At 62.5% G+C, this 24288-nt stretch carries 23 protein-coding genes and 1 pseudogene; 7 read left to right on the top strand and 17 right to left on the bottom strand.

Translation table 11 applies throughout. From position 1 onward, the window contains the following. Positions 1-30 precede the first annotated feature (30 nt). A complete protein-coding gene (locus tag BOO71_RS02860) occupies positions 31-867 on the top strand; it encodes an undecaprenyl-diphosphate phosphatase (RefSeq protein WP_075830468.1) in 837 nt (278 codons plus the stop codon). Positions 868-960: 93 nt separating this feature from the next. Here the strand turns inward: BOO71_RS02860 and BOO71_RS02855 are convergent, their stop codons facing one another. Further along, positions 961-1287 carry a hypothetical protein gene (locus BOO71_RS02855; RefSeq protein ID WP_075830467.1) on the bottom strand — a complete coding sequence of 109 codons (327 nt, stop codon included), beginning with the start codon at positions 1285-1287 and terminating at the stop codon, positions 961-963. Next, complete coding sequence (locus BOO71_RS02850) at positions 1284-1883, bottom strand: TetR/AcrR family transcriptional regulator (RefSeq protein ID WP_075830466.1); 600 nt, start codon at positions 1881-1883, stop codon at positions 1284-1286. Before BOO71_RS02850 ends, BOO71_RS02855 begins: the two co-directional genes overlap by 4 nt. 124 nt (positions 1884-2007) lie before the next feature. Here BOO71_RS02850 and BOO71_RS02845 point away from each other — a divergent pair, with 124 nt between their 5' ends. Next, positions 2008-3087 (top strand): pyridoxal phosphate-dependent aminotransferase, encoded by a 1080-nt coding sequence (locus BOO71_RS02845; RefSeq protein ID WP_075830465.1) that lies wholly within the window; start codon positions 2008-2010, stop codon positions 3085-3087. Between the two features lie 3 nt (positions 3088-3090). Continuing rightward, positions 3091-3384, top strand: coding sequence for a YkgJ family cysteine cluster protein (locus tag BOO71_RS02840; RefSeq protein WP_075830464.1), 294 nt, complete (start codon positions 3091-3093; stop codon positions 3382-3384). A 158-nt stretch (positions 3385-3542) separates the two neighbouring features. Here the strand turns inward: BOO71_RS02840 and chrA are convergent, their stop codons facing one another. Together chrA and BOO71_RS02830 are read right to left on the bottom strand one after the other, a co-directional pair. Beyond that, positions 3543-4703 carry a chromate efflux transporter gene (gene chrA / locus BOO71_RS02835; protein WP_075830541.1) on the bottom strand — a complete coding sequence of 387 codons (1161 nt, stop codon included), beginning with the start codon at positions 4701-4703 and terminating at the stop codon, positions 3543-3545. A 93-nt stretch (positions 4704-4796) separates the two neighbouring features. Beyond that, positions 4797-5903, bottom strand: a complete 1107-nt coding sequence (locus BOO71_RS02830) for an acyl-ACP desaturase (protein ID WP_075830463.1) — start codon at positions 5901-5903, stop codon at positions 4797-4799. A 245-nt stretch (positions 5904-6148) separates the two neighbouring features. Between BOO71_RS02830 and BOO71_RS02825 the strand changes: the two genes are divergently transcribed. After that, positions 6149-6604: a peroxiredoxin gene (locus tag BOO71_RS02825; protein WP_075830540.1), complete on the top strand. Its 456-nt coding sequence runs from the start codon at positions 6149-6151 to the stop codon at positions 6602-6604. Positions 6605-6775: 171 nt separating this feature from the next. On the opposite strand, the gene BOO71_RS02820 is transcribed toward BOO71_RS02825, so the two are convergent. The 7 genes and pseudogenes from BOO71_RS02820 to msrP form a co-directional block, all read right to left on the bottom strand. Then, complete coding sequence (locus BOO71_RS02820; protein WP_075830462.1) at positions 6776-7042, bottom strand: hypothetical protein; 267 nt, start codon at positions 7040-7042, stop codon at positions 6776-6778. 728 nt (positions 7043-7770) lie between these two features. After that, positions 7771-9633: pseudogene (locus BOO71_RS02815) on the bottom strand (1,4-alpha-glucan branching enzyme); the annotation flags it as partial. A gap of 108 nt (positions 9634-9741) precedes the next feature. Further along, the gene (locus tag BOO71_RS02810) at positions 9742-10806 is read right to left on the bottom strand and encodes a branched-chain amino acid aminotransferase (protein ID WP_139322703.1); all 1065 of its coding nucleotides are present in this window, start codon (positions 10804-10806) and stop codon (positions 9742-9744) included. Positions 10807-10845: 39 nt separating this feature from the next. Next, on the bottom strand, positions 10846-11226 hold the full coding sequence (locus BOO71_RS02805; protein WP_075830461.1) for a hypothetical protein: 381 nt from the start codon (positions 11224-11226) through the stop codon (positions 10846-10848). After that, positions 11226-11756, bottom strand: a complete 531-nt coding sequence (locus tag BOO71_RS02800) for a redoxin domain-containing protein (protein WP_083652895.1) — start codon at positions 11754-11756, stop codon at positions 11226-11228. Before BOO71_RS02800 ends, BOO71_RS02805 begins: the two co-directional genes overlap by 1 nt. 172 nt (positions 11757-11928) lie before the next feature. Further along, on the bottom strand, positions 11929-12477 hold the full coding sequence (locus BOO71_RS02795) for a protein-methionine-sulfoxide reductase heme-binding subunit MsrQ (RefSeq protein ID WP_254843001.1): 549 nt from the start codon (positions 12475-12477) through the stop codon (positions 11929-11931). 143 nt (positions 12478-12620) lie between these two features. Then, positions 12621-13628 (bottom strand): protein-methionine-sulfoxide reductase catalytic subunit MsrP, encoded by a 1008-nt coding sequence (msrP, locus tag BOO71_RS02790; RefSeq protein WP_075830459.1) that lies wholly within the window; start codon positions 13626-13628, stop codon positions 12621-12623. A 312-nt stretch (positions 13629-13940) separates the two neighbouring features. On the opposite strand from msrP, the gene BOO71_RS02785 reads away from it, so the two are divergent. Then, the gene (locus tag BOO71_RS02785; protein WP_083652889.1) at positions 13941-15137 is read left to right on the top strand and encodes a BMP family ABC transporter substrate-binding protein; all 1197 of its coding nucleotides are present in this window, start codon (positions 13941-13943) and stop codon (positions 15135-15137) included. A gap of 65 nt (positions 15138-15202) precedes the next feature. Here the strand turns inward: BOO71_RS02785 and BOO71_RS02780 are convergent, their stop codons facing one another. Continuing rightward, positions 15203-16027, bottom strand: a complete 825-nt coding sequence (locus BOO71_RS02780; protein ID WP_075830458.1) for a hypothetical protein — start codon at positions 16025-16027, stop codon at positions 15203-15205. Between the two features lie 147 nt (positions 16028-16174). On the opposite strand from BOO71_RS02780, the gene acnA reads away from it, so the two are divergent. Next, entirely contained in the window at positions 16175-18898 is a 2724-nt protein-coding gene (acnA, locus tag BOO71_RS02775) for an aconitate hydratase AcnA (protein ID WP_075830457.1), read from the top strand. A gap of 55 nt (positions 18899-18953) precedes the next feature. Here acnA and BOO71_RS26685 read toward each other — a convergent pair whose 3' ends face one another. Further along, a complete protein-coding gene (locus BOO71_RS26685) occupies positions 18954-20156 on the bottom strand; it encodes a hypothetical protein (protein ID WP_139322702.1) in 1203 nt (400 codons plus the stop codon). Between the two features lie 279 nt (positions 20157-20435). Here BOO71_RS26685 and BOO71_RS02770 point away from each other — a divergent pair, with 279 nt between their 5' ends. After that, positions 20436-20807, top strand: coding sequence for an endonuclease domain-containing protein (locus BOO71_RS02770; protein WP_075830456.1), 372 nt, complete (start codon positions 20436-20438; stop codon positions 20805-20807). A 7-nt stretch (positions 20808-20814) separates the two neighbouring features. Here BOO71_RS02770 and BOO71_RS02765 read toward each other — a convergent pair whose 3' ends face one another. The 4 genes from BOO71_RS02765 to BOO71_RS02750 all read right to left on the bottom strand — a co-directional run bounded on the left by BOO71_RS02765 (position 20815) and on the right by BOO71_RS02750 (position 24204). Further along, positions 20815-21399, bottom strand: coding sequence for a Uma2 family endonuclease (locus BOO71_RS02765; RefSeq protein ID WP_075830455.1), 585 nt, complete (start codon positions 21397-21399; stop codon positions 20815-20817). A gap of 38 nt (positions 21400-21437) precedes the next feature. Next, positions 21438-21989, bottom strand: a complete 552-nt coding sequence (locus BOO71_RS02760; protein WP_075830454.1) for a Uma2 family endonuclease — start codon at positions 21987-21989, stop codon at positions 21438-21440. 132 nt (positions 21990-22121) lie between these two features. Then, positions 22122-23150 carry an ABC transporter permease gene (locus BOO71_RS02755; RefSeq protein WP_075830453.1) on the bottom strand — a complete coding sequence of 343 codons (1029 nt, stop codon included), beginning with the start codon at positions 23148-23150 and terminating at the stop codon, positions 22122-22124. Positions 23151-23181: 31 nt separating this feature from the next. Beyond that, the gene (locus tag BOO71_RS02750; RefSeq protein ID WP_075830536.1) at positions 23182-24204 is read right to left on the bottom strand and encodes an ABC transporter permease; all 1023 of its coding nucleotides are present in this window, start codon (positions 24202-24204) and stop codon (positions 23182-23184) included. Positions 24205-24288 lie beyond the last annotated feature (84 nt).

Below are 24288 nucleotides of genomic sequence, written 5' to 3'. Positions count from 1 at the left end.
CCGCGTGAGAAGCATTACACTCTGCCCGGTATGGACGCCATTTACGCAATCCTTCTCGGCATCGTCGAGGGCATCACCGAATTTTTGCCGATCAGCAGCACCGGACACCTGATCGTGGCGGGCGAACTGCTCAAGGGGCTACTGACCACGCCCTGGACCCCGGAAATGAAAAGTGCCTTCGAGGTCATCATTCAGGGCGGGGCGATCCTGTCGGTACTGGTGTACTACTGGAAGGACTTCCTGAAAATCCGCCACATCGCCACCGACAAGACGCAGCAGAACCTGTGGACCAGCGTGGTCGTGGCCTGCATTCCCGCCGTGATTCTGGGCGTGCTGTTCGGCTCGAAGATCAAGGCGCTCCTCTTCACGCCCAGCGTGGTGGCCTGGGCACTGATCGTGGGCGGCGTGCTGATCTGGGTGGTGGAAAGCCGCAAATCCACGCCCGTCATCCACAAGATCGAGGCGATCAGTCCGGTCAAGGCCCTGGGCATCGGCGCAATCCAGTGTCTGGCGCTGCTGTGGCCCGGCTTCTCGCGCAGTGCCAGCAGCATTCTGGGTGGCATGGTGCTGGGGCTGGACCGACCCACTGCCACGCAGTTCAGTTTTTACCTGGGCTTCATCACGCTGGGCGGTGCGTCGCTGCTGGACCTGATCAAGAGCCGCGACGTTCTGGGCCAGATCGGCGTCCTGAACATGGTGCTGGGCATTGGCGTCAGCTTCGTGGTGGCGTACATCTCGATTGGCTGGCTGCTGCGCTTCATCTCCAACCATGATTTCAAGGGCTTTGCCGTCTACCGCGTGGTGGTGGGCGTGCTGATTCTGGTACTGATCGCCACGGGCGTGATGAGCAACGGCAGTCTGGCGTAAGCCCTGAACGTCAGAAAAAGGCCAGCCGCGAGGGTGTTTGATCCTTCGCGGCTGGTCTTCTTCGCTGGATTGGAGGTGGAAACGGTTGGGCCGCTAAACCCCGTCTTCCGCCTCACCAGGTCCGCTTTCCGGCACATTCTCTGCGCCTTCCTCGATCACGGTCATGGAGCGCAGCGTCTGGCCCTGGTGCCATCCGTACGCGGGGTTTTTCAGGGCCAGAGTGGAGGCAATCGACTCGGCCATGCTGCGCTCCGGCTCATCGTCCAGACAGAACAGAAGGAATTTGCGCCCGCCGGGAGCGATGCGAATAAACAGGTCCGCGCCGATTTCCAGTTGCTGCGTGCGCCCGAATTTCTCGGCGCGGCCCTGCGCGTACTTCAGGGCCTGCCGAATGGGCACGGTGACGGTGGGATGGCTCATGCTGTAGACCCTATCTCGGAACGCAACCCGCCCAGCAGCATGTCGGCGAAACTGTCGGCCACATCTCCGGGCGTCAGCGGGCCGCCGGGGCGGTACCAGGTATAGGCCCAGTTGACCGCCGACAGCACCAGATACGCGGTCATGCGCGGGTCCAGGTCGGCGCGGAAGGTGCCTTCTGAGATGCCGCGCGTGATCAGTTCGCGGTAAAAGGCGTCGATGCTGTCTCGCCAGCCGGTGACGCGGGCGTAGGCTTCCGGCGACAGGTGTTTCCACTCGTGAAAGAACACGGTGGCGCTGTCCATGTTGTCGGCCACCACCCGGATATGGCGGTGCATGGCCTCGCGCAGCTTCTCGTCGGCAGGGAGTTGGACGTCGCGCAGGGTAAACAGCGCCTCGTCGAACTGGCGCGAGGCCACATTCACGATCTCGATCAGCAACTCTTCCTTGCCGGAAATATGCGCGTACAAGCTGCCGCCCTGCATCCCCAGATCCCCGGCCAGATCGCGCATGCTGGTGGCGTGATAGCCGCGCTCCGAGAACAGGCGGCTGGCCGAATCGAGAATCTGTGCGCGGCGGGGTTTGGTGGTTTCAGTCATGGGCAGCAGAGGCGCGCGGAGGACACGCCGATTGACCCGCAGCCTAGCACGCAGCCTAACGGGCGTTTGGCACTTGTGGACGGGGCCACTCCGTCAGGACAGGCTGGATGGTAGAACACGGAACATGACCTCCAACCCTTCTGTCACAGGTGCGCCTGTGGGTGTGCGGCCCGCTGTCCGGGCGGTTCCGGCCTACCCGTTCACTCCCATTCAGGTGCCGATCAAGCTCGATCAGAACGAGAACCCGTATGACTTTCCGGCAGAGCTGAAGGCGAAAGCCGCAGAGCGCATGCTGGCCCAGCCCTGGAACCGTTACCCGGACCTGCACGCCGATACGCTGGCCGCCCGGATTGCCAAGTACGAGGACTGGGACGCGGACGGTGTGGTGGTCACCCCCGGCAGCAACGTGCTGATCAAACTGCTGACCGAGCTGGCGGGCATCGAGCAGACCGTGCTGACCGTCGATCCCACGTTCAGCGTCTACACCCTGGAGGCCAAGATGCTGGGCGCGCGGCTGGTGCAGGTGCCGCTGAACGAGGACTTCTCGATGCCGGTGGACCGCCTCAAGATCGAACTCCAGCGCCAGCGCCCCGGCGTGCTGTACATCACCCAGCCGCACGCGCCGACGGGGCATGTGGACGATCTGGCCGCCGTGCGCGAGCTGCTGGAGGCTGCCGGGGAATGGGTGGTGGTGCTGGACGAGGCGTACTACCAGTACAGCGGCACCGACTGCCGTGATCTGGTGCGCCAGTATCCCAACGCCCTGAGCCTGCGGACCTTCTCCAAGGCGTGGGGGCTGGCCGGGCTGCGTGCCGGATATGCGCTGGCAGGGGCCGATCTGGCGACCCAGCTTCAGAAACTGGTTCCGGCCTTCAACGTCAGCATCCTGATTCAATCGGCGCTGGAAGTGGCGCTGGAGAACCCCGGCTACGTGCAGGAGCGCGTCGCGGAAGCGGTGGCCGAGCGGGGGCGGGTGCTGGCGGCGCTGGAGGACCACCCCACCTGTCAGGCCATGCCCAGCCGCGCCAACTTCTTCCTGCTGCGGACGCCGGACGCCGAAGTCGCCTACCGTCACCTGATCGATCACGGCATCGTGACCCGCCGCCAGGACCGCCTGACCGGGCTGGAAGGCTGCCTGCGCGTCGGCATCGGCACCCCTGCCGAGAATGACGCGCTGATCGAGGCCGTGCGGGCGCTGAAGTAAGGGGTGGACCGTTTCGCCGCGCCGCCCGACTATCCGCCGCGTTCGCCGTCCATCAGAGACTGCACCGGCTGCGGCGCGTGCTGCGCGGCCCCCGACATCCACGCCCTTGACAAGCCGCTGGGCGTGGCCTGCGCGCATCTGGACACCGATTGCCGCTGCCAGATTTACGTCTCTCGCCCGTCTGTCTGCCGGAACTACCAGCCGGACTGGGTCTGCGGGGAAGTGGCTTTCCTGCCTACGCTGGAGGCGCGGGTGGGGCGGTTCCTGGAAATTTACGGGCTGGACGCCGGAGGTTGATGGTTGAAAGTTGATGGAGAAAGTTCAGGGCAATTTGCCTGGGGTCTGGTCTGCCTGATGGTCCACGCCGTAAGCAGCTCCACGAGTCATCTGCAAGGTTCGAGGGGTGAAGAACCGTGTACCGCGCCCCTTTTTTCCTGCAACCCACGGCCTACAACCTACAGTGCTGCCCACCCCACCAACGCGCAGCCCAGCACCACGGCCCACGCGGGCAGGCGTCCGGCGCTCAGGGCGGCGTAGGCCAGCAGCGCCAGCGCCAGATCACGCGGTCCCCCGATGCCGCTGGTAAAGACCGGGTTGTACAGCGCGGCCAGCAGCAGGCCCACCACGCCCGCATTCAATCCAGCCAGTGCATTGCGTGCAGCAGGGCGGGCCGATAGTGCGGACCAGAACGGCAAGGCCCCGGCCATCAGCAGCGCGCCCGGCAGAAAGATGCCCAGCGTGGAAATCAGCGCCCCCAGCAGGGGAGAGGCCACCGTCTGCGCCGCGCCAAGAAAGGTGGCGAAGGTAAACAGCGGCCCTGGTACTGCGTTGGCCGCCCCGTAGCCCGCCACAAACGTTTCATGGCTGACGAAGGCCGGAACAAAGCCGGTTTCCAGCAGCGGCAGCACCACATGCCCGCCCCCGAAGACCAGCGCCCCGGCCCGGAAGGTGGCGTCCAGCAGCGTCCACCCCGGTCCCAGTGGCGCGAGCAGCGGCAGGAGCAGCAATCCCGCCCCACAGGTCAGCAGCAGGGCCGCGCCCATCCGGCGGGACACGGGAACGGCGGGCAGGCCGCGCTCTGCCGCCGCCTTCACCCGCAAAAAGCGCCAGCCGATCAGGGCGCAGACCAGCAGGGCCGCCACCTGCGCCCCGGCCCCTGGCAGCAGCAACAGCGCCGCCGCCACACCCAGCGCCAGGATGGCCCGCAACCGGTCCGTAACCAGACTGCCCCACAATCCCGCCACCGCCTGCGCCACCACCGCCACTGCCGCCACCTTCAGGCCCGCCAGTGCGCCCGCAGTTTCATCGCCGCCCCAGCGGGACAGGCCCAGTGCGAAGGCGAACATCAGCGCTGCGCTGGGCAGGGTAAAGCCCACCCACGCGGCCAGCATTCCGGGCCAGCCCGCCCGCAACAGCCCCGCCGCCATGCCCACCTGCGAACTGGCTGGCCCCGGCAAGAACTGCGCCAGCGCCACCAGATCGGCGTATCCGGCCTCCGTGAACCACTTGCGGCGCACGACCAGTTCCGCGCGGTAATAGCCCAGATGCGCCACCGGCCCGCCAAAACTGGTCAGGCCCAGGCGCAGAAAAACGAGAAAGACTTCGAGGGCAGGCATGGGATACAGGGTAGAACAGGTGTGCATCACGCGGTGTCAGAGACAGCAAAAAGCCCCAGCCGAAGCCAGGGCCTGCGTTTCTCATCTGCCCGTTCAGTCGTCGGCTGCCTGCCCGCTGCTCTTGGACCCGGCCTTCGGCACCGCTGGATTCTCCACGAACTCCGTGGGATCAATCATGTCGAAGCCGATTTCCTTCTCGTAGTCCTGAATCTTGATGTGCAGGCGCTTGACATCGCCCTCCACCATGCCGTAGTCGAAGGTGTCGAAGATGGCGGTGCCCTTGTGGTTGTGGCCGTCGAAATCCGGCACCTCGCGGGTCTTCTTGATGCCGTCCTCCAGCGCTTTGCGACTCTCGATGCCCAGGTTGCGGAAGGCCACCTGCATCACGTCGCGGTTGAAGTCGCGCGGGCCGTAGATGCCGGCGCGGTACACCGTCTCCGAGAATTCCTTCCAGTCGGGCACCAGGGCGGAGGCGGGCATGGAGAACTGCCCGATCACGTTCTTGATGGCTTCCAGCGTGCGCTGCGGGTAGTAGTACAGGTACATCCGCACGCCTTCCAGGAAGAAGTTGTAGTGCGCGGCCTCGTCTACCGCAATCGTCTGGGCGACTTTGGCCAGCACCGGGTCCGAGAAGTTCGCCAGATGCGGCTTGTCGCTCTTCCCCTGCGCGATTTTCATCATGTTCAGGTAATTCAGTTGGGTGGCGCGTTCCTGAAACACGGTGTAGACCAGATTGTGAATGGCGTCGGGGAAGGGCAGTTCCCAGGTCTGGGACTTCAGGCGCTCCTTGTATTCGGCGATCCACTGCGGGGTGCGCTTGCCGCTGAACAGCACGGCGTTTTCCCAGGCGTCGGCGTGCTTTTCTTCCTCACTGCCCCAGCGCAGTTGAAAGTGGCTGCGTCCGTGGCTGCGGCGCACCAGATTCAGCAGGCTGCTGGTGAAGTCCGGCGCGTACTGCTCCACGGCAAAAAAGCCCTGGGTCACGGTCACGATCTCGGGCGGCAGGTCCTTGCTCAGCGCCTTCCAGTCGAAGCTGCGGTCCGGGTTCCAGTTGCGCGTTTCCTGGCTGCGGGCGGTGTACCAGCGGTACAGGCCCAGAAAACCGCGCTCGATCAGGCGGTCCTTCTCGCGGCTGCTGAGCAGGCCCGCCGGGGTGCTGGGGCGCTCGTTGAGCATGTTGGGGGGCAGAATCTCGGCCATTGGGGGTTCCTCCTTATCGTCACCCGCAAAACGTGGGGGTGAGGTGGGTCTGTCGGGGCCGTTCCCATTCGCCTGGCTGCCCGGTCAGGATGGTGCGTCTGGGTGAAGGCAGAGCTGGGGACGGTATGAAGAGAGCCTACCCCCGAACGCCTGACGGACCTCTGAACTGGGACGCGGTGCAATGGCGAAGTGGTGGGATGGATGACCGCCTCTCTCCCGCTGGCCCAGCCGCTAAACTGCTGTCCATGAGCCTTGTCGGACAGCCTGCCCCCGATTTCACCCTGCCCGCCAACACCGGCGAAACGGTGACCCTCAGCAGTTATAAGGGCAACCAGAACGTCGTGCTGGTCTTTTACCCGCTGGATTTCAGCCCGGTGTGCAGCATGCAGCTTCCCGAATACTCCGGGCGGCAGGACGACTTCGCCGAGGCCGGGGCGGCGGTGCTGGGTGTCAACCGCGACAGTATCCATGCCCACCGCGCCTGGGCCGCCGAATACGGCATCGAGGTTCCGCTGCTCTCGGATATGAACCTGAACGTGGCCCGGCAATACGGCGTCGCCATCGACGAGCGCGGCATCAGCGGACGTGCCGTGTTTCTGATCGACAAGGGCGGTGTGGTGCGTTTTCAGCACATCGAGGCCCAGGCGGGCGAATACACCGTGCGCCCGGAAGCGGTGCTGGCCAAGCTGAAGGAACTGTAGATCAGGACGGAGTTTTCCCGTCCATCCTGCTTTTGACGGCTTCGCTTTCTGCTTGCCGCAACTCCTGCCGCCAACCTGTGAGCAATGGAAATGGACGCCGATTCACATGGCGTCCATTTCCATCATGGTTGCGGTGGCGATTTTCCTAGCCCTCCCGCTTCTGTGGCGTTTCTACCCCGGTTGGTTGGCCGCCACGTAGAAGATCAGGCCGATCAGCAGCAGATCGAAGGCCCAACTGGCAGGCCGCCTTAGCCGCTCGTCGCGTCGAGAGCGCAGAAATTGCACCCCCAGCCGCACCAGTAGAAGCCCAGCAATCAGGTAGGGGCTGGGCGGTGGCCCACCAGTCACCAGCGGAATGACCAGCAGCACCGCCAGCACGCCCAGCAGGGCAAAGCTGACGATGGTCAGGGCATCAGGGGTGGGCCGGGGCTTGGTCATTCCTCAATCTGGGTGCCCGGAGTCGGGGTTTCTGTGCCTTCAATTTCTGCTTCTCCCTTTTTAGCCCTGGATTTGCGGGGCTTTGGGGCTGGCTTGCTCTCGACAGGCGTACCGTCCGCGTTCAGTTCAACGGCTTTTGGCTTGCGCGTCGGCTTGGGCTTGGCGGGTTCGCTGCCGTCTGCGGCGGGTTCCGCCTCTGGCTTGGGCTTTTTGGCGCGGCTGGCTCTGGGCTTAGGAGTTTTGGGCGCTTCCTCTCCCGCCAGTTCGGCGGCCTTGCGGCTGGCCCGCGCGGTCAGGGTGCGGGTAGATTCTAGTTCCACCGGATCTGCCTGATGCTCTGATACGGGTGGAGTTTCGCTGTCCTCATTAGATAGCCGCCCATCTGCGGATAGCTCGGGAGTGGTGGCATCCTGCGCTCCCGCCTGCTGCGCTCCAGCGCCCGCTTCCGGCGAGGAGGGGCCGCCGCCCACCCATTCGCGCTCGGTTCTCCCGGCGGCAGCCTCCGACGGTGTGAGATCGCGGGCCTCTTCCGGCTGGAGCAGGCGGGCTTCGGCGGCGTCGGTCTGCACGTTTCTGGCCTGCACATTCCTGGCCTGCGCCTCGGTGGATGGACCGCCCACCCACTCGCGTTCCGTCCTCTGGGCAGCGCTGGCTTCCCTGTGCTGGGTATTCGAGGTCTCCAGCGCGTCCCCGACTCCGGCCAGTTCTGCGGGCGACAGCCACGACTCCGGCTCCAGCACCAGCACGCTGTTGGGGGGCAGATTCAGGCGCAGGTGGTGGGTCTGGCCGTTCCAGCCCTCGGCCTTGGCCGTCAGATCGGGCTGCTGGGTGCCGAAGCCGCCGAATTCGCCGTCGTCGGTGGAGAGCAGCAGGCGGTAGTCGCCGCCCTGCGGCACGCCGATGGGATACAGATCGCGGTACACGGGGGTCAGGTTGGCGACGATCAGGCTCCAGGCGTCCCCCCCCGGATCGCGGCGCAGGTAGGCGTAGACGCTGTGTTCGGCGTCGTCGGCACTGGTCCACAGCATGCCTTCCTCACGGGTGTCGGCCACATGCCAGTCGGGGCGATGCACGTACAGGTCGTTCAAGCGGCGCACCAGATCCATGATGCCCCGGTGGTCCGGCTGATCGGCCATGTACCACGGCAGTTCGGTGTCATGGTTCCACTCGGTGGACTGCCCGAATTCCTGGCCCATGAACAGCAGTTTCTTGCCGGGAGTGGACCACATCATGGCCAGGAAGGCGCGGTAATGGGCGCGCTGGGCGTACCACTCGCCGGGCATCTTCATGACCATGCTCTTTTTCAGGTGGACCACTTCGTCGTGGCTGATCGCCAGCACGTAATTCTCGCTGGTGCGGTAGGCGTTGAAGAAGGTCAGGGCGTGGTGGTGGTGCGCCCGCCACAGCGGGTCTTCCTTGAAGTACCCCAGGTTGTCGTTCATCCAGCCCATCGCCCACTTGTAATCGAAGCCCAGGCCGAAGGGCGCGGGGGTGGTGACGCCGGGAAACGAGGTGCTTTCCTCGGCGATCATCATCACGCCGGGGGCCATGTGGTGCGCGACCTCGTTCAGCCGTTTCAGGAAGGCAATCGCCTCCAGATTCTCGCGCCCGCCGTGAATGTTGGGAATCCATTCGGTGCGCGAGAAATCCAGATACAGCATGGAGGCCACCGCGTCCACCCGCAGGCCGTCGATATGGAAGTCCTGGAGCCACTTGACGGCGCTGCCGATCAGGAACATCAGCACCTCGTTGCGCCCGTAATCGAAGATCAGGGTGTTCCAGTCCAGGTGAAAGCCCTTGCGCGGATCGGCGTACTCGAACAGCGGGCCGCCGTCGAAGCTGGCCAGCCCTGCCGGATCGGTGGGGAAGTGGCCTGGCACCCAGTCCAGAATGACGCCCAGACCGAGGCCATGCAGGTGGTCCACCAGATACTTGAAGTCCTCGGGGTTGCCCATGCGGCTGGTCGGCGCGTAATAGCCCGTGACCTGATAGCCCCACGAACCGTCGAAAGGATGCTCCATCACGCCCAGCAACTCCACATGCGTATAGCCCATGTAGGTCACGTAGTCGCCCAGGCGGTGAGCCAGCTCGCGGTAATTCAGGAACCAGCCGTCGTCGCGCTTGCCCCAACTGGGGGCGTGGCATTCGTAAATGCTGACGGGCCGGTCAAAACCCGCCGAACGCTGACCCATCCACTCGCCGTCATTCCACTCGTAGGCCCCGTCCCAGATGATGCTGCCAGTGGCTGGGCGCGTCTCGAAGTAGGTGCCGTAGGGGTCCATCTTGTCCTGGGTCTGCCCGTTCTGCCCGGTGATACGGAACTTGTAGCGCTGGCCGTGGCGGGCGGCAGGCACGAAGACGCCCCAGCAGCCGAAGTCCAGCCGGTTCAGGGCATTGTCGAAACCGTTCCAGCCGTTGAAATCGCCCACCACGCTGACATGGGTGGCATTGGGTGCCCACACCGCAAAGCGCACACCCTCCACGCCGTCCTGCACCGTGGGGTGCGCGCCCAGCATCTGATCGGGCCGCACCAGATCAGCCGTCGCCAGTTTTTGAAGATGTTCGTGATCGAGAGGAAGCGGGGAAGTCATGGCCGGAGTCTAGCGGGGTCCGGTGGCCGGGGCCGGGGCCGGTACAGATCACGGCGGCAACAGTGTCTGCAAAATCCACGCCCTGCGCGGCAAATTCAGTCCTCTAGCTCAAACCTTCACGATCCAGCCGTCCGGGGCGGTCACGTCGCCGTACTGGATGCCCACCAGCTCGTCGTACAGGCGGCGCGTCACGGGTCCGGCCTCGGTCTCGCTGTGGAAGACGTGGAAGGTGTCGCCATTCTGGATGCCGCCGATAGGGGTGATGACGGCTGCTGTGCCGCACGCGCCTGCCTCGGTGTACCCATCCAGCGCGTCGATGAACACGTCGCCTTCCTCCACCAGCATGTTCAATCGGTGTTCGGCCAGCCACAGCAGGCTGTACTTGGTGATGCTCTCCAGAATGCTGGGCGATTTGGGCGTCACGAAGCGCCCGTCGCGCGTGACCGCGAAGAAGTTGGCCGCGCCCACCTCCTCGATCTTGGTGTGGGTTTCGGGGTCCAGATACAGGGCGTCGGCGAAGTGATGGCCGTCGATCACGGTGTCCTTGGCCTGCTGGCCGGGCATCAGGCTGGCGGCGTAATTGCCGCCCACCTTGGCTGCCCCGGTGCCGTGCGGCGCGGCGCGGTCATAACCCGACACCAGAAAGTTCTGTGGGGTCAGCCCGCCCTTGAAATACGGTCCCACCGGCACGCAGAACACGCCGAAGATAAATTCCGGGGCCGTCCGCACGCCGATGTTGTCGCCCACGCCGATCACGAAGGGGCGCAGGTATAGCGAGCCGCCCGTGCCGTAGGGCGGGATAAAGCGCTCGTTAGCCCTGACCACCTGCGTGACCGCGTCGATGAACTGCTCGTCACTGATCTCGGGCATCAGCACGCGGCGGCAACTGCGGCGCATGCGGGCGGCGTTCTGGTCCGGGCGGAAGACGTTGACGGTGCCGTCTTTGCAGCGGTACGCCTTGAGGCCCTCGAAGCACTGCTGCCCGTAATGGATGGCCGTGCTGCCCTCCGCGATGTGCAGCACGTTGTCCTCGGTCAATGTCCCAGCGTCCCACGCGCCGTCTTTCCAGTGCGACAGGTAACGCAGATCGGTGCGGATATAGCTGAAGCCGAGGGTGGCCCAGTCGATATCCGGGGCGATGTCGGGGGCGGCTTTCGGGGCAGTTTGCGTCATGCCCCGATTATCGCGCACCCGTGAGAGGAAGGTGCGCCCCTAACGGCTGTCCGTGCCCACCCGCCATTCCAGAGCAAGCTGCTGCCCTGGCCGGAGCCTGACCTGCTTTTCCAGTTCCTGCACCATGCAGACGCCGTTTCGCGCGTCGCACAGGAACAGGCGCGCTTTCAGGTGGACCGTGCCGCCAAACTTTTCGTCGAAGGCCAGTGTGATCGGCTTCAGGCTCAGGTACACATTGTCCGGGTCTGTGGGATCGGGCACGCCGTCCAGAGTCATAATTTTGTTGTCTTTTGCGGCCATCACCGTCACCGTGGAGTCGCCGCGCCGGTTGAAATGCACTTCGGGCGGGGTCACGAACTCCACCGTGAGTTGGGTCGCTGGCGTGGGAGTCGCCGCCAGGGCCAGCGCAGCCAGCAGCATCACTTCTCGGCCAGCAGACTCTTGAGGTTGGCTTCCAGGCCCGGAATCGCCTGCGGAAAGCGGCTGCTGATCTCGCCCCGGTGGACACTGCGGACCTTGCCCGCGCGGTCGATCAGGTAGAAGGTGGGCCACGCCTGGTTCTGCCACGCCCGCCAGTTCTTGGAGTCGTTGTCCTGCAAGATCGGCCACGTCACGCCGTCGTCTTTCAGGGACGCGATCACGTTCGCGGTGGGCTTGTCCGACTCGAATTCAGGGGTGTGGATGCCGACGATTTCCAGCCCCTGATCCCTGTATTTGCTGTACCAGGATTTGAGGGTGGGCAGGCTGTTGTGGCAGTTGATGCACGAGTACACCCAGAAATTGACGATCACCACTTTTCCGCGCAGGTCGGCCAGGCTGGGGCCAGCGGCCTGTGAGGCGGTGTTCAGCCAGGGGCCGCCTGTGAGCGCCGGGGGAGCGGTGCCGGACGTGACCGCGCAGGCGGAGGTCAGCAGGGTCAGGGCAGTGGAGAGCAGCAGTGTGCGTTTCATAGTGGACACCTCACGGGGAAGACCTCCGCACCGCCTCGCCTGGGCTGGAGGGGCGGGCCTTTGGTTTCACTACGCGTCTGGAGGGAGGCCGGGTTCAATTCGTCCGCCTCAACGCAGCAAAAAGCCGCGCCGCCTTCCAGTCTGGAAGGCGGCGCGGTTCAGTGGTATGGGTTCAGGCCGGGTTGATTTTCCCAGCCCCGGTCTTCTTCGTCGGCTTGCGCTTGATGAACCGCATCGCAAACAGCACGGCGATGACACCCACGTAGATCAATGGCGGCACATGGTCCTTCTTGACGCCCCAGTAGTAGTGCAGCGCCCCGAAGGCGACGGCCAGATACACCAGTTGATGCAGCCGGGTCCACTTCTGAAAGCCCAGCTTCTTGACCGAGTTCTTGCCGCTCGTGAGGGCCAGCGGCACCAGCAGCAGCAGCGCCGTGAACCCCACCGTCACGAAGGGCCGTTTCAGCACGTCGTCGAACATCACGCCCAGGCTGAAGCCGTGATCGAACAGGTAGATCAGGAAGTGCAGCACGGCGTACCCGAAGGCCAGCAGCCCCAGCGACTTGCGGATGCGCGCGGGCCACTTCCAGCCGGTCAGCAGCCGCAGCGGTGTGCAGGCCAGCGAGGCCACCAGCAGCGTCAGCGTCAGCAGCCCGGTCTGAAGGGTGGCCCGCTGAATGGGGTTTGCGCCCAGCGCTCCGGTGTAGGCGTCCCACAGCATGACCGCCACGGGCAGCAGACCGCCCACCGCGACGGCGGGGACCAGCCAGCCCAGCGACGCGGCCTTGCGTTTGGGCTGATACGAACCCCTGGCCGGGGCTTTTGCCGCTGGCGCAGCCGGGCGCGCGTCTCCGGTACTCATGCTTAGAAGTTCTTCCTGAGATCCATGCCCTTGTACAGCCCGGCCACCTCGTCGGCGTAGCCGTTGAAGGGCAGGGTCTTGCGGCGGCCCAGTTCACCGATGCGGCGTTCGGTGGCCTGGCTCCAGCGCGGGTGCGGCACGGCGGGGTTGACGTTGGCGTAAAAGCCGTACTCGCTGGGGGCGGCCAGTGCCCAGGTGGTCTTGGGCATTTTCTCGGTCAGCGTGATCTTCACGATGCTCTTGATGCCCTTGAAGCCGTACTTCCACGGCACCACCAGACGCAGCGGCGCACCGTTCTGGCCGGGCAGCACCTTGCCGTGCAGGCCCACCGCCATGAAGGCCAGCGGATGCAGCGCCTCGTCCAGCCTGAGGCCCTCCACATACGGCCAGTCCAGCACGTTGCTCTTCTGGCCCGGGAACATCTTGGGGTCCAGCAGCGCGGTGAACTGCACGTACTTGGCCTTGCTCGTCGGTTCGATGCGGCGGATCAGCCCGGCCAGCGGAAAGCCCAGCCACGGCATGACCATACTCCAGCCCTCCACGCAGCGCATGCGGTAGATGCGGTCTTCCAGGGGAAACCACGATTGCAGGGTGTCGATGTCCACCGTCTGCGGCTTCTTGACCTCGCCGTCAATCTTGACCGTCCAGGGGCGCGGCTTGAGGCTGGCCGCGTTGCGCGCCGGGTCGGCCTTGTCGGTGCCCAGTTCGTAGAAGTTGTTGTAGGTGGTGGCCTGCTGGTAGGAGGTCACGGCTTCCTTGGTGTCGTAGGGTCCCAGCGGACGGCTGGCCTGGGCGAAGTCGGTGCCCTGCGCCTCGGCGCTGCCCACGCCGGGGCGACGGGTCAGGACTTCCAGCCCACCGCCCAGCGCTGCTACGGTGCCCGTAAACAGCGCGGCGCTCCGCAGGAACTCGCGGCGGGGATTGATTGGGCTGCCGGGAACCAGGATGCGGCGCTCTTCGGGATTGATCTCGCTGGGGTTGATCTGGTTGTCGTCGGGTGTGTTGCTCATGGGTGGGCCTCCTCGGTTGAATACGGCTGTGTCGGACCTGCTCTGTACAGCTATACGCAGTCTGCGCGACATCGGTTCAATGAACCGTCACAGATTTTGCGAAGTGGGGAAGAGGTCCAACGAAACCTTAAGGCGGCGTGAATGCTCCGCCCTCCCGGCCCCGCTGATTTCAGACCCTGCGTTCCTGGTGGATGCCGATTTCTGGAACGCGCCCCAGGACGTGTCTCCGCTGTCAGACAGGCCCTTCACACTGCGGGCTAATTCCAGGCACAATGAGAGGACATTCCCATCATCTTCACTGGAGGTTCACCCATGAAAGGTTCCCCCCCGAAACACGCCCTGAAAAAAGCGCTTCTCGCTGCCCTGCCCCTGTCCGTCGCCCTGTTCAGCGTCGCCGGCAGTCCCTCCGCCCAGGCCCAGACCGGCGACAAGCTCAAAGCCTGCTTCATCTACATCGGCCCGGTGGGCGACATCGGCTGGAGCTACGCGCACGACGAGGCCCGCAAGCTGACCGAGAAGGCGCTGCCGTGGCTGGAAACCAAGTACGTGGAAAACGTCCCCGAAGGTCAGGCCACCCCGGTGATCGACCGGCTGGTCAAGGACAACTGCCAGGTGATCTTCACCACCTCCTTCGGCTACATGGACCAGACGCTGGAGGCGGCCAAGAAGTACCCCAAGGTGATGTTCATGCACGCCAGCGGCTTCAAGCGTGCGCCGAACATGGGCACCTACATGGCCGACTTCTATCAGCTCTACTACCTGAACGGCATGATGGCCGCCGCCGTCAGCAAAACAGACAAGCTGGGCTACGTGGCCGCCTTCCCGGTCCCGGAACTCAAGCGGCACATCAGCGCCTTTGCGCTGGGCGCACGTGCGGTCAATCCCAAGGCCACCGTGGCCGTCAAGTGGATCAACTCGTGGTTCGATCCCAACAAGGCCCGCGAGGCCGCCGAGGCCCTGATCAGCGAGGGCGCGGGCGCACTGGCCTTCACCGAGGACAGCGCCACCGTGGTGCAGACGGCCGGCGCGCGCAAGATTCCGTCCTTCGCGCACTACTCGCCGATGTACAAGTTCGCCCCCGATTACGCCGTCAGCGGGCAACTGGTCCACTGGGACAAGATCTACATCGACTTCCTGACCAAGGTGCATAACGGCACCTACAAGATCGGCAATCTGGACAAGGTGGACTACTGGAACCTGCTGCGTGGCGGCAGCGTGGAGCTGGGCGCGGAACCCGGCATGGCGGTCAACCCCAAGTGGGTGCCGCAGATGAAGGCCAAAATGATGACCGTGGGCGGCAAGCAGGTCAGCGTCTATGACCGCGTGATGGCCCTGAAAGCCGAGATGGAAAAGGGCGGCAAGTTCGATCCCTTCACCGGCCCGATCAAGGACCGCAACGGCATTCTGCGGATCGGAGCAGGCAAGGTCATCACCGTGGCCGAGCTGAACAACATGGCCTGGGTGGCCCCCGGCGTGACCGGACAGGTGGCCGACGAGCCGAAGAAGTAAGCGCAGGCGAGAACATCAGGTCACAGAGAGGGCAGTGCGGGTGTGCGCTGCCCTCTCGTCGGCTGTTATCCCCGAACCTCCGCCGCCAGATTTAAGGCCGCTTTCTTCAGCGTCACGGCCCCCTGACCTGCCGCCAGCACCTCGCCCGTGTTGCCGTCCACCACCCTTGCCACTGCGCGACTTGCGCCGCTGCCGTCCGGTTCCACCACCAGTTCCAACCGCTGCCCCGGCCCCAGGTTCTGCGCCGCGTAATTCAGGATCCAGTCGCCCCAGTTGACGTTCTCGGCCTGCGGGGCGTTTGCTTTGGCCTCCTGCTTTTCGCGGTACGCCTGGGTCTTCTGGTCCACATGCGTGCGGATGACCTCGTAGCGTTCGGGGCCGCTGAGGGTGCCCATTGCCACCTCGCGCCCGTTTTCGGGGTGGTAGACGGTGGCGTCGGCGTCCAGTCTTTTAACCACGCTCGCCATGATGCGAACCTCGGCGGCGGGCAGGTCCCAGGGCGGAGAATCGTCGCCCTCAGCCTGGGGGGGCATGACGCCTTCCACCAGTCGGGCCACCACGCGCTGGTCTTCCGGCTCCAGTTCGGTGACCAGTTTCGCGGCGGCCTTGAAGGTGCGGGCCTGCGCCTCGTTCCTGGGCTGGATGCCCAGCGGGTCCAGCACTTTCGCCACGTCCGCCGCCTCCATCAGCCGTCCGGCCTGCGGCGGCGTGAAGCCCCAGCGGTCTTGCAAATAGGATTCAAAGGAGTCGTATCCCGCGCGGAAGAATTCGTTGTCGCGGATTTCACTCAGCGCCTGTCCGGTGCGGCGGAAGTCGCGCAGGCCGTCGCGGACGGTGGTTTCCAGGGCGGTCATTCTGGCTTTCTGATGGGGTTCGAGTTGCTCTGGCATGGGAAAACCTCTTCTAAGTGGAATAGTGTGTTGTTCCTGGCGTAGTGACAGAAGATGAACGCCGTGACTATGCGGGTGACGCCCGATTTCTGCCCGTCGCGGCTTATGATAGAGGGGACGCCCGCAAGGGCAAGGAGGCTATCAATCATGGCGACTGAAAAGGCGATGAACCTGTTTAACGCACGCGACACCCTGACCACCCAGAGCGGTCAGAAACTTTATTTCTACAACCTCAACAAGTTCGAGGAGCAGGGCCACGACATCTCCAAGATGCCCGTGTCGATCAAGGTGCTGCTGGAAAGCGTGCTGCGCGAGGCCAATGAGTACGACGTGCGCCGCGAGGACGTGCTGACCGTGGCGGGCTGGAGTCCCAAGAATGAAGAGGTGGAGATTCCCTTCAAGCCCGCCCGCGTGATCTTGCAGGACTTCACGGGCGTGCCCGCCGTCGTCGATCTGGCGGCCATGCGCTCGGCGATGGTGGCGATGGGCGGCGATCCCAACAAGATCAACCCCCTCATTCCCGTCGATCTGGTGATTGACCACTCGGTTCAGGTAGACGAATTCGGCACCGACTTTGCGCTGGCGAACAACATGGCGATTGAATTCGAGCGCAACCGTGAGCGCTACGAGTTCCTGCGCTGGGGCCAGCAGGCCTTCGACAACTTCGGCGTGGTGCCCCCGGCCAGCGGCATCGTCCATCAGGTCAACCTGGAATATCTGGCGAAAGGCGTCCAGAGCCGCCCGGAAGACGACGGCGTTGTCGTTTACCCGGATTCGCTCGTCGGCACCGATTCCCACACCACCATGATCAACGGTCTGGGCATCGTGGGCTGGGGCGTTGGCGGGATCGAGGCCGAGGCGGTCATGCTGGGGCAGCCCATCTACATGCTGATGCCCGAAGTGGTGGGTTTCAAGATCACGGGCAAGATGCCAGAAGGCGCAACCGCCACCGATCTGGCGCTGCGCGTGACCGAGATGCTGCGCGAGAAGGGCGTGGTGGGCAAGTTCGTGGAGTTCTACGGCGCGGGCCTGAGCAACATGACGCTGCCTGACCGGGCCACCATTGCCAACATGGCCCCCGAATACGGCGCGACGATGGGCTTTTTCCCGGTGGACGACGAGGCGCTGCGTTACCTGCGCCGCACCGGACGCTTGGAAGACGAGATCGAGCTGGTGGAGTCGTACTACAAGGCCCAGAACATGTTCCGCACCGACGAGACGCCCGATCCGGTGTTCACGGACACCATCCAACTCGATCTGGGCAGCATCGTCCCCAGTCTGGCTGGCCCCAAGCGCCCGCAGGACCGCGTGAACCTGAACGACATGCACACCGTCTTTGCCGAGGCGCTGACCGCCCCGGTCAAGGGACGCGGCTTTGAATTGAGCGCCGACAAGCTGGACGCGCAGGGCCAGATCACCGGCACCGACATGAAGATCGGGCACGGCGCGGTGACGCTGGCCTCCATCACCTCATGCACCAACACCAGCAATCCCAGCGTGCTGATCGCCGCCGGGCTGGTGGCGAAGAAGGCCGTGGAACTGGGGCTGACGAGCAAGCCCTGGGTCAAGACCTCGCTGGCCCCCGGCAGCCGCGTGGTCACGGATTACCTGGAAAATGCGGGCCTGCAAACGTACCTGGATCAGATCGGCTTCAATACCGTCGGGTACGGCTGCATGACCTGCATCGGCAACAGCGGGCCGCTGCCCGAACCCGTGGTTGACGCGATCAACGGCGGCGATCTGGTGGCGGCCAGCGTGCTGAGCGGCAACCGCAACTTCGAGGGCCGCATCAACCCGCACATCAAGGCCAACTATCTGGCCTCGCCGCCCCTGGTGGTGGTGTATGCACTGGCGGGCACGGTGGTCAACGACATCGTGAATGACCCCATCGGCACCGGCAAGGACGGCCAGCCCGTCTACCTGCGCGACGTGTGGCCCAGCAACGCCGAGATTCAGACCATCATGGATCAGGCCATCAACGCCGAGATGTTCAAGAAGGTCTACGACGGCATCGAGAAGAGCAACGCCGACTGGAACGCCATCCCGGTGTCCGAGGGCGCGCTGTACGACTGGAACGCCGACAGCACCTACATCCAGAACCCGCCCTTCTTCGAGAATCTGGCGAATGGCCCCAGCGAGATCGTGAGCATCGAGGGCGCGCGGGTGCTGGTCAAGGTGGGCGACAGCGTGACCACCGATCACATCTCGCCCGCAGGCAGCTTCAACGCCAATACGCCCGCCGGGAAGTTCCTGACGGACCGGGGCATCAAGCCGGTAGACTTCAACAGCTACGGCAGCCGCCGGGGCAATGACCAGATCATGACGCGCGGCACCTTCGCCAACATTCGCCTGAAGAACCAGTTGGCCCCCGGCACCGAGGGCGGCTTTACCACCGACTACACCACGGGCGACGTGACCAGCATCTACGACGCCGCGCAGAACTACAAGGCCAGCAACATTCCGCTGTTCGTGCTGGCGGGCAAGGACTACGGCATGGGCAGCAGCCGCGACTGGGCCGCCAAGGGCACCATGCTTCTGGGCGTGCGGGCCGTGCTGGCCGAGAGTTTCGAGCGCATCCACCGCAGCAATCTGGTGGGCATGGGCGTGTTGCCGCTGCAATACAAGAACGGCGAGACCGCCGAGTCCTTAGGCATCATGGGCGACGAGCTGCTGGACGTGGTGCTGACCACAGACCTGAAGCCGCGCCAGGACGTGACCGTGCGGGTGGGCAAGAACGGCGTGACCCGCGAGATCACCGTTCAGTGCCGCATCGATACCCCCGTGGAAATCGACTACTACAAGAACGGCGGCATTCTTCAGACGGTCTTGCGGAGCATTTTGGAGCGGAGTAAGGGGGAAGTTAAAGCCTGATCCGCTGAGAGTGGACAAGTGATGGCCCCCGCCTGGGAGACTGGGCGGGGGTTCATTATGTGTTGCCGAGTGGATTTGATGTTTCGTATGTGTTGATGGAGTTTTCAATTAACCACTCTGGCCTAAGAAATTCAAAGAAAATTCTACTCATGTGAATATGACTAATAAACATTTTATTTTCAGGCTCTCCAACCTGGGCCAATGAGAAAGCCCACTCATCATCTTCTAAAGTGTCTAAATTATAATCATTGGTGTAGGCGATTCTTTTCAGATGCGAAATATTTAAGAATATAGCAACAACTAAATCACCACTATATATGTCACATACATGAGAATCGCTGCTAAACGACATCCAAAATGGTGTGAGTGATCTGATCTTGAACTTATAACTGTTAATTATCTGTGTTCTTATTTCTTCACTTTTCCATTTGTCCAAGATATTTGCAGGAAGACTAATTTTTGAATCTGTCGATGCGACGATTGCTGCTTCATTTCCAACAAATACTAGTCCAGTACCGAATTCGTATGCTCTTGTCACCGCATCCTGTAATTCTGAAATATAGTATTCCGGTTCTTTGTAAGCGCTGACTCTAATCATTTTTTGTTCATCTCTGTCTTCCAAGCCATATATATTTGTAGTTTCCCCAGAATATAGATACTCCATTATATTATTTATATTCTCAATTTGACGGCTAGCTCTTTTTCCCTCGGACGAGCTTGACTTAATCTCCATAATCAATGGAAACCCTTCTATGTTAACTGTTATATCACCATGTCTTATAGTGTTAGTTATATTATTTAGTATACATTCTGAGCCATTGGAAAAGATTGCTTTAAGAATTTTAATCTCGTTTCTTAGGCCGGATTTACCAGATATATTTCCAGACGAGTCGCTGAAAGTCAAAGGCTTCAAATCCCAAGGATCAAAAAGCGAAAAGGCGATGTAATCACCCAAACTCCTGAGAATATAGATTGAATTCTTATAATGATCTTTTTTGTATCTGAAATTCTTAATTCTTATTTTTATTATTGCCGCATTTTCTTTAGAAACCATGCCAATTTTAAGCTTGAGTTTTTGCTGACCTTCCTCTGCTTTAATTTCTGATATTCTTTTCTCGTAATATTTTATATATTTAACCAACGTCAACTGAATAACTAGAAGATCGTCGATATTAGATCTATCGCCTTCAAAATAACTTCGTATACGATCCGAAATTTGTAAAATTGATTGCCTAAATCTTAAATGCACGTCAGCCAAATAATCTTGGAGCTTTCGGAGAGTAATTGAAGTGGTATCTCATTCATGTGTCGCTGAGTATATTCAAATATCTAAAGCCTGTGCTTGGGCGTGGTGGGGTTGGGGAGCGGGAAGGGGCGGTGGGGCTGCGTAAACCCCTCCGGCCCTACGGGCCACCTTCCCTTAGAAGGGAGGCTTCGGGGGGCCACCCACACGGCATTTCCGGCGCTTTTTGGCTCCCTTTTGAGGGGAGCTGGCGGCGCAGCCGACTGAGGGGTTGTCCCCGCGTAAGCTAAGGCTATGCGCGAGAACTACACCCGTAAACTGGCCCCACGAGCGCGGGAGTTGCGAAACGGACAGACCCCCGCCGAACGCAAATTGTGGTTCGAGTTTTTGCGAACCTACCCAGTCAAGTTCCGCCGTCAAGTCCCACTCCTGGGCTACGTGCTGGATTTCTACGCGCCGTCGCTGCGGCTGTGCATCGAGCTGGACGGTAGATCGCACGACTCGGCGGAAGCGCAGGTGTATGACGCCCAGCGTTCGCGGGTGCTGGCAGAGGCCGGGGTGCAGGTGCTGCGGCTGGCGAATGCGGAGGTGGAGGGGAATTTTGCGGGGGTGTGTGCGGGGATTGCGGGGGCGTGTGGTGGGGATTACAGAAGCACGCCGTCTTAAAGCCGAGTCAAAGGCTCGTTCCCTCATACAACCCGTCCAGCGTTATTTCCACGTCCACGCAGGGCAGCCGGAGTGTTCCAGCGTCCTCGACATACTGTTCGCTCCAGCCGTCGCCCTCGCGGATGTACAGCCGGGCGGCGCAGGTGGCGGTGTCCACCATCAGATACCCCTGAAGGCTGGGCAAAGCCGTGTATTCCGAGAGCTTCTGGCCCCGGTCTACCACCTGCGTACTCTGGCTCAGCACCTCGACGATGAAACACGGACTGCTGCAATATCTGGCATCGTCGGCCATGTCCTCGCAGGTCAGCACGACATCGGGGTAGTAGTAGCGCGTGCCCCTGGCCTGGATTCGCACTCGCATATCGCTGGCATAGACTTTGCACCCCTGGCGCAGCGCGGGACGGTGCAGGGCGGCAATCAGATTCTTGCCGATCAGCCCATGCCTGCTGAGTGCGCCAGCCTGAGCGTTTGGACTGTCCTCGCCGTGCAGGGCGTAGACGAAGCCGTCAACGTACTCACGCTTGAACGGGCTGTGTTCCTCCGTGCGGAGGTAGTCTGCCTCGCTGATTTTCTGGAGGGCCGAACTGGTCATGGGGGTAGTTTACTTCGCGTTGCTGTGAGCCAGCAGCATTACAGCGGCACATTCCGGTAAATCGCATCCACACTCAGCGACACATCCAGACACGGCAACTGCACCGACTCGTCCACCGCTTCCAGTTGCCAGCCCTGCGCGGTGCGGCGGTGGAACATGACCCCCTGCCGCTCGCTGTCCACCAGCAGATAGCCCTGCAAGCTCTCCAGCCGCTGATAGTCGCTGGCCTTGAAGGTCTCGTCCACCGCGCGGGTGCTGGCGCTCAGGATTTCGACGATCAGGCAGGGCTGGGTCTCGACGTTGCCCACCATGCTCGATTCGCACACCACCACGATGTCCGGCAGGTAGTAGCGGGGACGCCCATCGCGGTAGACGCGCACTTTAAGGTCACTGGGAATGACATAGCAGGGACCGTCGTCAGCCGCATTCAGGAGAACCCGGAGGATATTCCCGGCAATGAGGCCATGCGGTTTGCTGGCTCCTGCCTGGGCATAGATAAAGCCGTCCACAAACTCCCATTTGGCGTCCCGTGGGCCGTCCCAGCGCAGATATTCCTCTTCCGTCATGGTCTGGTAGGCGGGTTCGGTCATGGGGACAGTCTACTTCGGCCCTGAACTCCGCAAGACGCCACCGTCAAATTCAAAGAGCCAGATTAAAAGAGCGAGATTAAAAGAGCGCGGCGGTGGGAATGGCTCCCACACGCCGCGCCCTAATGACCGGACTTACCTTGTCTTGGGGTCCAGCGCGTCGCGCAGGCCGTCGCCGAACAGGTTGAAGGCCAGGCTGAACAGGATGATGAAGGCGGCGGGGAAGACCAGCACGTACCAGTACTCGGGCTTCAGCCACGCGCGGGCAAAGTCCACCAGTTGGCCCCACTCGGAATACCCTGGCTCGAAGCCCAGGCCCAGGAAGCTCAGGGCGGCGACACTCAGGGGAATGGTGGCCAGATCCAGCACCGAGATCGTGAATACGGTGGTCACGCTGTTGGGAATGATGTGCTTGAGGATCATACGCATGTCGCGTGCGCCCAGGCCACGCGCGGCGTCCACATATTCCAGTTGACGGGTCTTGAGGACGTCGCCCCGGATCACGCGGGCGTACCCGGCCCAGCCCGCCACCGAATACGCCAGGATGATCGGCCACGTTGGATCGCCGCCTGGATTCTTGGCGCGCAGGATGGTCAGGATCACCACCGTCAGCACCAGCCCCGGCATGGCGAACAGCACGTCGATAAAACGCTGGATCAGGTTGTCGATCCAGCCGCCGTAAAAGCCGCTGATGGCCCCGATCAGCACGCCCACCACCAGCGTGATCCCCACGATGATAAAGGCCATTTTCAGCGCGGTGCGTGTGCCCCAGACCAGACCGTAGAAGATGTTGTAGCCGTTGACGGTGCCGAAGGGCGCGGTGGCCCCGGGAACCGAATTGGGCGGCGCGGGTTCCTGCGCGAAGCTCAGGCGCTGGATTTTATAGCAACTGGGGGGCGGGGCAAAGACCGCGCTCCAGAATGGTGCGCCCAGCGGGTTGTACACCTGATTGGCGCTGGTCATGTTCAGGTCGCGCAGGCAGTTGCCGGTGGGTTTGGCCACCAGCGGCGCAAACAGCGCCAGCAGTGCGAACAGCAGCGTGATGACCAGACCGCCGATGGCCAGCGGGTTGCGCCGCATCTTGCGCATGGCCGGTCCGGTCCAGAACATCTGGAACGCGCCGCGTTTCTCGATGGCAATAGGGGCAGAGGAAGTGGTGGTCATAAGGGCCTCCTGACCGCTTGAGAACGGAACATCAGTGGAACCTCACGCGGGGATCGATCACGCCGTACAGGATATCCACCACGGTACTCATGACCACCACCAGCAGCGCCGAGAGCAGCGTGAAGCCCAGCACCCCGGCGATATCCAGTTGCAGCGCGGCCTGCACGAACCACTGCCCGATGCCGGGATAGGCGAAGATGGTCTCGGTAATCACCGAACCGGCCAGCAGGTTGATCACCAGAAAGCCGCCCAGCGTGATGATCGGCAGCAGCGCGTTGCGGCGGGCGTGCTTGCTGTTCACCACCCTGGACGACAGCCCCTTGGCGCGGGCGGTGCGGACGTAATCGCTGGTCAGCACTTCCAACATGCTGTTGCGCATCACCTTGACCAGATTGGCGCTCAGCACGATCATCAGCGTCACGGCGGGCAGGATCATATGCTGCAAGGCGTCCCAGGCAATGTCCCAGCGTCCGTTCAGGGCGGCGTCCACGGTCATCATGCCGGTGTAGCGTTTCAGGTCGCCCACCGCAAACTGGTTGAGGATATCCAGTTGCCCCGCGCCGGGTAGCCAGCCCAGATACGCGTAAAACACCGCCAGCAGCACGATGCCCAGCACGAAGGTGGGCAGGCTGTAGCCGAAGACCACCACCACCCGCAGAATCTGGTCGATCAATTTGTCCTTGTGTAGCGCGCTTAGGGTGCCCAGCCACACCGACAGCAGCAGAATGGGAATGGCGGTCACCAGCGCCAGTTCGATGGTGTTGGGTAGCCGCTCCTGAATAGTGGCCAGCACGTCTTTGTTGCTGGCCTTGGAATAGCCCAGATCGCCCTTGAGGATGTTGGAAAACCAGCGCCCGTACTGCACCGGGAAGGGATCGCGCAGCCCGCGCTCGGTAATGATCTGTTCCAGGCGGGCGGCCTGCTGTTCGCTGCGGATGTACGGCGCGGCCCGCTGCTCGGGCGTCAGCAGTTGCGTCAGGCCGATGACGATGATGGACAGGGCAATCATGACCAGTGGAATCTGAATCAGCCGCCGAATGGTGAAATTAAGCATCTGGGCCTCGGTGTGCAGGAAAGGAAGATCGGGGAAGATCAGGATAGTGCGGTGGGCGGGGGCGGCACTGTGCAAAAGAAAAAA

It is taken from the genome of Deinococcus marmoris, assembly GCF_001949125.1.
Taxonomy (GTDB): domain Bacteria; phylum Deinococcota; class Deinococci; order Deinococcales; family Deinococcaceae; genus Deinococcus; species Deinococcus marmoris_A.
This window is presented reverse-complemented; position numbering and strand designations above follow the sequence as displayed.

Excerpts from the sequence above, each read along its gene's own strand:
- BOO71_RS02860 (WP_075830468.1), top strand. The coding sequence starts at position 31 with ATGGACGCCATTTACGCAATCCTTCTCGGCATCGTCGAGGGCATCACC.
- BOO71_RS02855 (WP_075830467.1), bottom strand. The coding sequence starts at position 1,287 with ATGAGCCATCCCACCGTCACCGTGCCCATTCGGCAGGCCCTGAAGTAC.
- BOO71_RS02850 (WP_075830466.1), bottom strand. The coding sequence starts at position 1,883 with ATGACTGAAACCACCAAACCCCGCCGCGCACAGATTCTCGATTCGGCC.
- BOO71_RS02845 (WP_075830465.1), top strand. The coding sequence starts at position 2,008 with ATGACCTCCAACCCTTCTGTCACAGGTGCGCCTGTGGGTGTGCGGCCC.
- chrA (WP_075830541.1), bottom strand. The coding sequence starts at position 4,703 with ATGCCTGCCCTCGAAGTCTTTCTCGTTTTTCTGCGCCTGGGCCTGACC.
- BOO71_RS02830 (WP_075830463.1), bottom strand. The coding sequence starts at position 5,903 with ATGGCCGAGATTCTGCCCCCCAACATGCTCAACGAGCGCCCCAGCACC.
- BOO71_RS02825 (WP_075830540.1), top strand. The coding sequence starts at position 6,149 with ATGAGCCTTGTCGGACAGCCTGCCCCCGATTTCACCCTGCCCGCCAAC.
- BOO71_RS02820 (WP_075830462.1), bottom strand. The coding sequence starts at position 7,042 with ATGACCAAGCCCCGGCCCACCCCTGATGCCCTGACCATCGTCAGCTTT.
- BOO71_RS02810 (WP_139322703.1), bottom strand. The coding sequence starts at position 10,806 with ATGACGCAAACTGCCCCGAAAGCCGCCCCCGACATCGCCCCGGATATC.
- BOO71_RS02805 (WP_075830461.1), bottom strand. The coding sequence starts at position 11,226 with ATGCTGCTGGCTGCGCTGGCCCTGGCGGCGACTCCCACGCCAGCGACC.
- BOO71_RS02800 (WP_083652895.1), bottom strand. The coding sequence starts at position 11,756 with ATGAAACGCACACTGCTGCTCTCCACTGCCCTGACCCTGCTGACCTCC.
- BOO71_RS02795 (WP_254843001.1), bottom strand. The coding sequence starts at position 12,477 with ATGCTGTGGGACGCCTACACCGGAGCGCTGGGCGCAAACCCCATTCAG.
- msrP (WP_075830459.1), bottom strand. The coding sequence starts at position 13,628 with ATGAGCAACACACCCGACGACAACCAGATCAACCCCAGCGAGATCAAT.
- BOO71_RS02785 (WP_083652889.1), top strand. The coding sequence starts at position 13,941 with ATGAAAGGTTCCCCCCCGAAACACGCCCTGAAAAAAGCGCTTCTCGCT.
- BOO71_RS02780 (WP_075830458.1), bottom strand. The coding sequence starts at position 16,027 with ATGCCAGAGCAACTCGAACCCCATCAGAAAGCCAGAATGACCGCCCTG.
- acnA (WP_075830457.1), top strand. The coding sequence starts at position 16,175 with ATGGCGACTGAAAAGGCGATGAACCTGTTTAACGCACGCGACACCCTG.
- BOO71_RS02770 (WP_075830456.1), top strand. The coding sequence starts at position 20,436 with ATGCGCGAGAACTACACCCGTAAACTGGCCCCACGAGCGCGGGAGTTG.
- BOO71_RS02765 (WP_075830455.1), bottom strand. The coding sequence starts at position 21,399 with ATGACCAGTTCGGCCCTCCAGAAAATCAGCGAGGCAGACTACCTCCGC.
- BOO71_RS02760 (WP_075830454.1), bottom strand. The coding sequence starts at position 21,989 with ATGACCGAACCCGCCTACCAGACCATGACGGAAGAGGAATATCTGCGC.
- BOO71_RS02755 (WP_075830453.1), bottom strand. The coding sequence starts at position 23,150 with ATGACCACCACTTCCTCTGCCCCTATTGCCATCGAGAAACGCGGCGCG.
- BOO71_RS02750 (WP_075830536.1), bottom strand. The coding sequence starts at position 24,204 with ATGCTTAATTTCACCATTCGGCGGCTGATTCAGATTCCACTGGTCATG.